The sequence below is a fragment of the Weissella muntiaci genome, from assembly GCF_008107635.1.
Taxonomy (GTDB): domain Bacteria; phylum Bacillota; class Bacilli; order Lactobacillales; family Lactobacillaceae; genus Weissella; species Weissella muntiaci.
In genome coordinates, this window is the sequence record NZ_SDGZ01000010.1 from 69018 (window position 1) to 75017 (window position 6000).

At 42.6% G+C, this 6000-nt stretch carries 10 protein-coding genes; 4 read left to right on the forward strand and 6 right to left on the reverse strand.

The window, feature by feature from the left end; translation table 11 throughout:
• Positions 1-94 precede the first annotated feature (94 nt).
• The 3 genes from ESZ50_RS03265 to ESZ50_RS03275 all read left to right on the forward strand — a co-directional run bounded on the left by ESZ50_RS03265 (position 95) and on the right by ESZ50_RS03275 (position 940).
• Positions 95-277, forward strand: a complete 183-nt coding sequence (locus ESZ50_RS03265; RefSeq protein ID WP_148622166.1) for a hypothetical protein — start codon at positions 95-97, stop codon at positions 275-277.
• A 110-nt stretch (positions 278-387) separates the two neighbouring features.
• Positions 388-708: a magnetosome magnetite crystal formation protein family gene (locus tag ESZ50_RS03270; protein WP_148622167.1), complete on the forward strand. Its 321-nt coding sequence runs from the start codon at positions 388-390 to the stop codon at positions 706-708.
• Positions 709-730: 22 nt separating this feature from the next.
• Positions 731-940: a hypothetical protein gene (locus ESZ50_RS03275; protein ID WP_246111505.1), complete on the forward strand. Its 210-nt coding sequence runs from the start codon at positions 731-733 to the stop codon at positions 938-940.
• Between the two features lie 195 nt (positions 941-1135).
• Here the strand turns inward: ESZ50_RS03275 and rpsP are convergent, their stop codons facing one another.
• Positions 1136-1408: a 30S ribosomal protein S16 gene (gene rpsP, locus ESZ50_RS03280; RefSeq protein WP_148622168.1), complete on the reverse strand. Its 273-nt coding sequence runs from the start codon at positions 1406-1408 to the stop codon at positions 1136-1138.
• Between the two features lie 190 nt (positions 1409-1598).
• Positions 1599-2441, reverse strand: coding sequence for an SDR family oxidoreductase (locus tag ESZ50_RS03285; protein ID WP_148622169.1), 843 nt, complete (start codon positions 2439-2441; stop codon positions 1599-1601).
• Positions 2442-2541: 100 nt separating this feature from the next.
• On the opposite strand from ESZ50_RS03285, the gene ESZ50_RS03290 reads away from it, so the two are divergent.
• Positions 2542-3012, forward strand: a complete 471-nt coding sequence (locus ESZ50_RS03290; protein ID WP_148622170.1) for an Rrf2 family transcriptional regulator — start codon at positions 2542-2544, stop codon at positions 3010-3012.
• A gap of 78 nt (positions 3013-3090) precedes the next feature.
• On the opposite strand, the gene ESZ50_RS11640 is transcribed toward ESZ50_RS03290, so the two are convergent.
• From ESZ50_RS11640 to ftsY, 4 genes are all read right to left on the reverse strand, one after another.
• Positions 3091-3228, reverse strand: a complete 138-nt coding sequence (locus ESZ50_RS11640) for a hypothetical protein (RefSeq protein WP_187387539.1) — start codon at positions 3226-3228, stop codon at positions 3091-3093.
• 9 nt (positions 3229-3237) lie between these two features.
• Positions 3238-4695, reverse strand: coding sequence for a signal recognition particle protein (gene ffh / locus ESZ50_RS03295; protein ID WP_148622171.1), 1458 nt, complete (start codon positions 4693-4695; stop codon positions 3238-3240).
• Between the two features lie 3 nt (positions 4696-4698).
• The gene (locus tag ESZ50_RS03300; RefSeq protein ID WP_148622172.1) at positions 4699-5040 is read right to left on the reverse strand and encodes a putative DNA-binding protein; all 342 of its coding nucleotides are present in this window, start codon (positions 5038-5040) and stop codon (positions 4699-4701) included.
• A 1-nt stretch (position 5041) separates the two neighbouring features.
• Positions 5042-6000: signal recognition particle-docking protein FtsY (ftsY, locus tag ESZ50_RS03305; protein ID WP_148622327.1), on the reverse strand; the 959-nt coding region annotated here is incomplete at its 5' end.

Here is a 6000-nt window from a genome sequence, read left to right on the forward strand (position 1 = left end):
CACAGACATTATCTTAAAATAAGCTTTATAATCAAATATATCAATAAATTCCTTACGACAATGCTTAAATAACGCTACCTAGAGAGGAGGTCAAATGCGAATCTTTAAATATATTGCACGATCGGCATTATTTGTCAGCCTGTTTGCAGGACTATTTGAGGCCAACAACCTGATGAATTCTCATGGTGTCTCGGACAGCTTTCTCTTTCTGATCTTCACCAGTGGCTTGCTAATCGGCCTAATCTTCTATATCTTATACTTTACAACCAAGAAATAGATCCTATAATAAACGAGGTGACCGGCTCGATTTTTAAACCATATGAATCAAGCGCTTATACCTAGGCAGGCAACGAACATTTCTATTTTCCAGCTAAAGGAGCTGATCTTATGAATCCCAATAAACTAATCAATGCAATTTCGTATCTATCAGTTCTGGTTGCACCAGTGTTAATTCCATTAATTATTTGGATCCTTGCTAAGGATGCGGATGTTACCCAAAACGCTAAGAAAGCCTTTTGGTTGCAAATACCACCCTTTCTATTTATAGCCATCCTTTTAATTTTTATCGGTGTCATTGGCCTAACTACGAATGATGCTCGTGTAACCGGTCTAACAACTTTAATTCTGTTTGTAGTCTTAGGTGTCATCTCAGTCGGTCTATATATTTACAACATCGTCTTAGGCATTAAAAGCCTAATGTCTAACTAAGAGTTCAGGAGTTTAATCATCAATGGATATTCGTACCCTTATCATGTATTTCGGCATTGCAGTCGCTGGACTCGGTGTTTTATTACTAGCATTTACTACTAAGTGGCAAGGCGGTTGGGGTTATCCATATCGTACGACTAACAAACCACTCGCACGACTTGGCTGGCTACTCTTGCTGATCGGCTTAGCTATTTTGATTGGCATGGCATATCTCAACGGTCAACTAGGTTAGAATTTGACCTATAATCCCGACATAAAAGGAGTTAACTAAATAAGTTAGTTAACTCCTTTTAAAATTCATCCATAAATATATAAAAAAACAGCTAACTCAATTTGAGCTAGCTATTTTAATCTTAGAACAACGTGATAACTAGAGTGACCAAAAGTGACCAAAACCCTTGTAAACGTTGATCTTATCGGAAACAAATTACTTAGTGTATTTTGCTTCGTGGAACTTCTTCATGATACCTGCATTAGACAACAAGTTCTTAACAGTGTCAGAAGGTTGAGCACCATTGTTCAACCATGACATTACCAATTCTTCGTCCAACTTAACTTCAGCAGGCTCAGTCAATGGGTTATAAGTCCCAACGATTTCGATGAACCGACCATCACGTGGTGAACGTGAGTCAGCAACAACGACACGATAGAAAGGACGCTTCTTTGAACCCATGCGCTTCAAACGGATCTTTACAGCCATGTTTAATTTCCTCCAGTATTTTTATACTTAATTATAATAACAAAGACTTATACAGGTGTAAAGTGTTTTCCCTTTACACCTTCAAAGTTTTAATCGGTGTCAAGTAAAACCACTTGTCACCCTTTGACTTGTTTATATTACTACAATTACCAAAGCATAGCAAGTACAAAAGAAGGTATTAAACTGAGAACTAGATCAATTCCTTAAAAGCCTCCGTCAATGAAGCCAATGGATGTCCCAATGTTTTAGTCAAATCGTCTGAAGGCACGTCCAGTTGACGATCCTCAATTAACTTCTGGAACGACAAGAATACATTGGCTGTCGCTTCATTCATACCCGCATTGACAAGACTTGCAACGAATTCAGCATCATCAACTGATTTTGCTAAAACTTGCTTACCGGTTGCCGCCACTAAGGCCTCAGTTAATTCAACATACGTTCTTGGCGTACCACCAAACTCTAACACATCCGTCTCGCTCTTATTGACAAGTATATTAACAGCCGCTTCAGCGTACTCACGACGCAAAGCCCAACCTACACGCCCTTCACCAGCTGCGAAGGCCAATGTTCCACTATGCAAGGCAGCCTTTACCAAAGGCAACTCGTTTTCCAGATACCAGTTGTTTCGTAAGAATGCATGTTCAAGACCTGATGCAATAATCATCTTTTCAGTTACCGCATGATCCGGGGCCAAAGCATTTTCCGCATCTGGCGCCTTAGGAAAACTTGTATAAACAAGATAAGTGACCCCTGCTGACTTGGCCGCCTCAATTACATTCTTATGCTCTGCTTGTCGATTTCCGGGGGCGCCTGAAATCAGTAATACTCGATCAATTCCAGCAAAGGCCGTCTTTAAAGCTGCCTCATTGCCGTAATCAGCCACTCGCACTTCGTAACCCGCGGCCTCCAAATTAGCAACCTTTGCTTCGTTACGTACTAAAGCAACAATTTCATTCTGCTCAACAAGACTCGACAAATGCTTCAATGCCGCTCCACCAAAGTTTCCACTTGCACCAGTTACTAAATATTTCATAATTACGTCCCCGTCCTTTTCAGCTGTATTTTTATGATGTACAATTAAAGTCTAGATGACATCGTTGCATGCGTCAAGCAATATTTTCCAAGGAGTATCCATGAAACCATCAAACCAATTAAGCGATGCCATTCATATCCTCGCCTACATCAAGATTTTTGAAAACACAACCGAGCTCTCAAGCGAGCGAATTGCCCAAAGCGTTGAAACAAACGCTACAAATGTTCGTAAAATTATGAGCCAATTGAGAAATGCACAATTGATCGTCACAACAACCGGTCGGCCTGCTCCTAAATTAACCCGTTCAATCGACGACATCACCCTGTTTGATGTCTATCGTGCGATCGCCGGATCGGCCTTGATTTTACAAATTGACCAAAAGACTAATCCGAATTGTGTGGTCGGTGCCAACATCCAAGTGGCCCTAGACAAGGCTTATCAGCAAGTTCAAACAGCTGCAATGAAGGAAATGCAATCAATCACATTAGCAATGATTATCCACGATCTTTCACAAGCAGAGATTGAACAACGTTCCGAAAACAGAGCCCTAGTTGCGCCCTATCTTAATTAAAAACATCTGAAAAAAACACTGGTTCCCAGAAAGATTATCGTAACCTTTCTGAAAACCAGTGCAAAAATCAGATGTTTTTTATTTTGTTTGCTTTAAATACTGCGCTCTTAACTGAGCAACCTTCTCAGCCTTAGTAATCGTTGTCCTTACCTTATCGGCATCTTGATGTTTCGTATTCATTGCCTTTTGCTTATCATCGAGTTGATAACGTCCCATGAGTGCTCCTTACTTACGGCGCTTCTTTTTATTGCCTTTTTGCATCCGACGAGCCATCTGCTTCATCGCCACATTGGCCATTTTGCCCTTCAAGCCGTTTCCAGCACCCGGCATGCCAGGCATACCACCGCCCATGGCGCCCATCATTTGTTCCATACCAGCAGTGTTACCATTCATCATCTTAGCCATCATAGTCTTCATCTCGTTGAATTGCTTAATCATTCGATTAACCTCAACTACTGGTCGACCCGAACCGGCGGCAAGTCGCCGACGTCGACTTGGATTGATAATATCTGGATTTTCACGTTCAGTTGGCGTCATTGAGTAAACAATCGCCTTCATGCGATCCATGTCCTTTGGATCAAGTTGTGCATTCTTCAGGGCTGGGTTGTTAGCCATGCCCGGAATCATTTTCAAAATATCCTCAAGCGGTCCCATGTTTTGAACTTGTTCGAGTTGTGAAATAAAGTCATTGAAGTCAAACGTATTTGACTTCATTTTCTCCATCTGCTTTTCAGCCTCTTTTTCATCAAAATCCTTTTGGGCCTTTTCAATCAAGGTGAGCAAATCACCCATGCCCAAAATTCGACTAGCCATCCGATCTGGATAGAAGATATCCAAATCAGTCATCTTCTCACCTTGACCAACGAACTTAATTGGCTTACCCGTAACGGCGCGAATTGACAATGCCGCTCCACCACGAGTATCACCATCTAACTTCGTTAAGACAACGCCCGTCACATCAAGACGTTGGTCGAAGCCTTCGGCGGTCTCAACCGCGTTTTGCCCAGTCATTGCATCGACAACCAACATAATTTCATCTGGTTGTGCGATTTCCTTGACGTCGACCAACTCTTGCATCAACGCTTCATCAATTTGCAGACGACCAGCCGCATCGATGAAGACATAGTCTGCTTTAGCTGCTTCAGCTGCAGCTAGCCCTGCTTTAACAATTTCACGTGGATCAACATCGGTTCCCATTTCAAAAACGGGTACGTCAATTTGCTCACCCAAAGTCTTTAATTGATCAATGGCAGCAGGACGATAAACGTCGGCCGCAATCATGAATGGGCGCGCATTTTGCTCTGTCTTGAGCTTTAATGCCAACTTTCCGGCAGTGGTTGTCTTACCAGCCCCCTGTAGTCCGACCATCATGATTACTGTGGGAATCTTATCAGATTTATTCAACGGAGCATCTGATTCTCCCATCATGGCGGTCAATTCTTCATTAACAATCGAGACAATTTGTTGTGCTGGGTTCAAACCTTCTAAAACCTTTGCTCCAGCAGCTTTCTCACGAACATTGCGAACAAATTCCTTAACTACACCAAAATTAACATCGGCTTCCAATAAAGCCATCCGAATTTCGCGCATCGTTTCACGCAAATCAGCGTCAGTTACCTTTCCCTTACGGCGTAGGCCGCTCAACGCATTTTGCAGGCGTTCTGTTAAACCTTCAAAGGCCATATATTACTCCTCTTCTAAAATCATCAATTGTTCTGTCAATTCTGCCAATCTATGATCCTGACTATAGTGCTCTGTTATGTAGGCCGAGAGCAACTCTGAAGCCTGGACACGCTCTAAATAATCAGCGTATAAACGTAATTTCTGCTCATAATCTTCTAGGAGCTGAGTTGAACGTTTGAGATTATCATAGACCGCTTGTCGCGAAACTTCAAACTCATCAGCGATTTCGCCTAAAGAAAAATCATCAGCATAATATAATTGTAAATATTCGTTTTGCTTGGCAGTCAAAAGCGGCTGATAGAAATCAAACAACGCATTTAACCGTGTATTTTTCTCTAACTCCATCTTAACCCTCCAGCAAATCACCAAAGAGACTCTTGGCAAATTCATCAGCATCAAATGGTTGCAGATCAGAAACACCCTCGCCTAAGCCAATCCATTTTACAGGCAAATGTAACTCATTACGAATTGGTAGAATAATACCACCCTTTGCCGTTCCATCCAACTTAGTCAACACAATCCCAGAAACATCCGTTGAATCTTTGAACAGACGAGCCTGCTGAATTGCATTCTGACCCGTAGTTGAATCCAACACCAGCAAGACCTCTTGCGGCTCAGCTGGCAGTTCGCGACTAATGATCCGCTTCATTTTTGCAAGTTCTTGCATCAAATTAACATTATTCTGTAAACGTCCGGCTGTATCGACAAACAGAATATCTGCTTGTTGATCAATTGCCGCCCGCACACCATCATAGACGACTGATGCAGGATCAACATTTGGTTCACCGGCAATCACCTCAACACCGTCACGCTTACCCCATTCTTGCAATTGCTGAGTCGCACCCGCACGGAAAGTATCTGCCGCTGCCAACAACACTTTTTTGCCTTCAGCCTTGTAACGTGCGGCCAACTTACCAATCGTAGTTGTTTTACCAACACCATTAACACCAACAAACAAAATGACCGTTGGACCGTCTGATGCAAAATGCATCGTTGCATCTTCATTAACACCTTGGGCCTGATAATGGGCTACTAAGGTTTCAACCACAACCTGTGAAACTTCCGCCTTGCTCTTAGCATTCTGCAATTTAACTTCGTCTCGCAGTTGTTCGGTCAAGTCAAAGGCTGTTTGAGCGCCAACATCCGCCCCAATCAAGGTCTCTTCCAAGTCTTCGAAGAATTCCTCGTCGACAGAACGGAAGTTAGCCATAAATGCATTCCAACGATCTGACCAAGTCCGCTTAGTTTTTGTCAACCCCTCATCCAGAGTCGTCTCTATCGGTGCTGGCTCTGGCTCTGGCTCTG

Bases quoted from the DNA above. Each gene is read 5' to 3' on its own strand.
- ESZ50_RS03300 (WP_148622172.1), bottom strand. From the start codon at position 5,040: ATGGAGTTAGAGAAAAATACACGGTTAAATGCGTTGTTTGATTTCTAT.
- rpsP (WP_148622168.1), bottom strand. From the start codon at position 1,408: ATGGCTGTAAAGATCCGTTTGAAGCGCATGGGTTCAAAGAAGCGTCCT.
- ESZ50_RS03270 (WP_148622167.1), top strand. From the start codon at position 388: ATGAATCCCAATAAACTAATCAATGCAATTTCGTATCTATCAGTTCTG.
- ffh (WP_148622171.1), bottom strand. From the start codon at position 4,695: ATGGCCTTTGAAGGTTTAACAGAACGCCTGCAAAATGCGTTGAGCGGC.
- ESZ50_RS03275 (WP_246111505.1), top strand. From the start codon at position 731: ATGGATATTCGTACCCTTATCATGTATTTCGGCATTGCAGTCGCTGGA.
- ESZ50_RS11640 (WP_187387539.1), bottom strand. From the start codon at position 3,228: ATGGGACGTTATCAACTCGATGATAAGCAAAAGGCAATGAATACGAAA.
- ESZ50_RS03265 (WP_148622166.1), top strand. From the start codon at position 95: ATGCGAATCTTTAAATATATTGCACGATCGGCATTATTTGTCAGCCTG.
- ESZ50_RS03285 (WP_148622169.1), bottom strand. From the start codon at position 2,441: ATGAAATATTTAGTAACTGGTGCAAGTGGAAACTTTGGTGGAGCGGCA.
- ESZ50_RS03290 (WP_148622170.1), top strand. From the start codon at position 2,542: ATGAAACCATCAAACCAATTAAGCGATGCCATTCATATCCTCGCCTAC.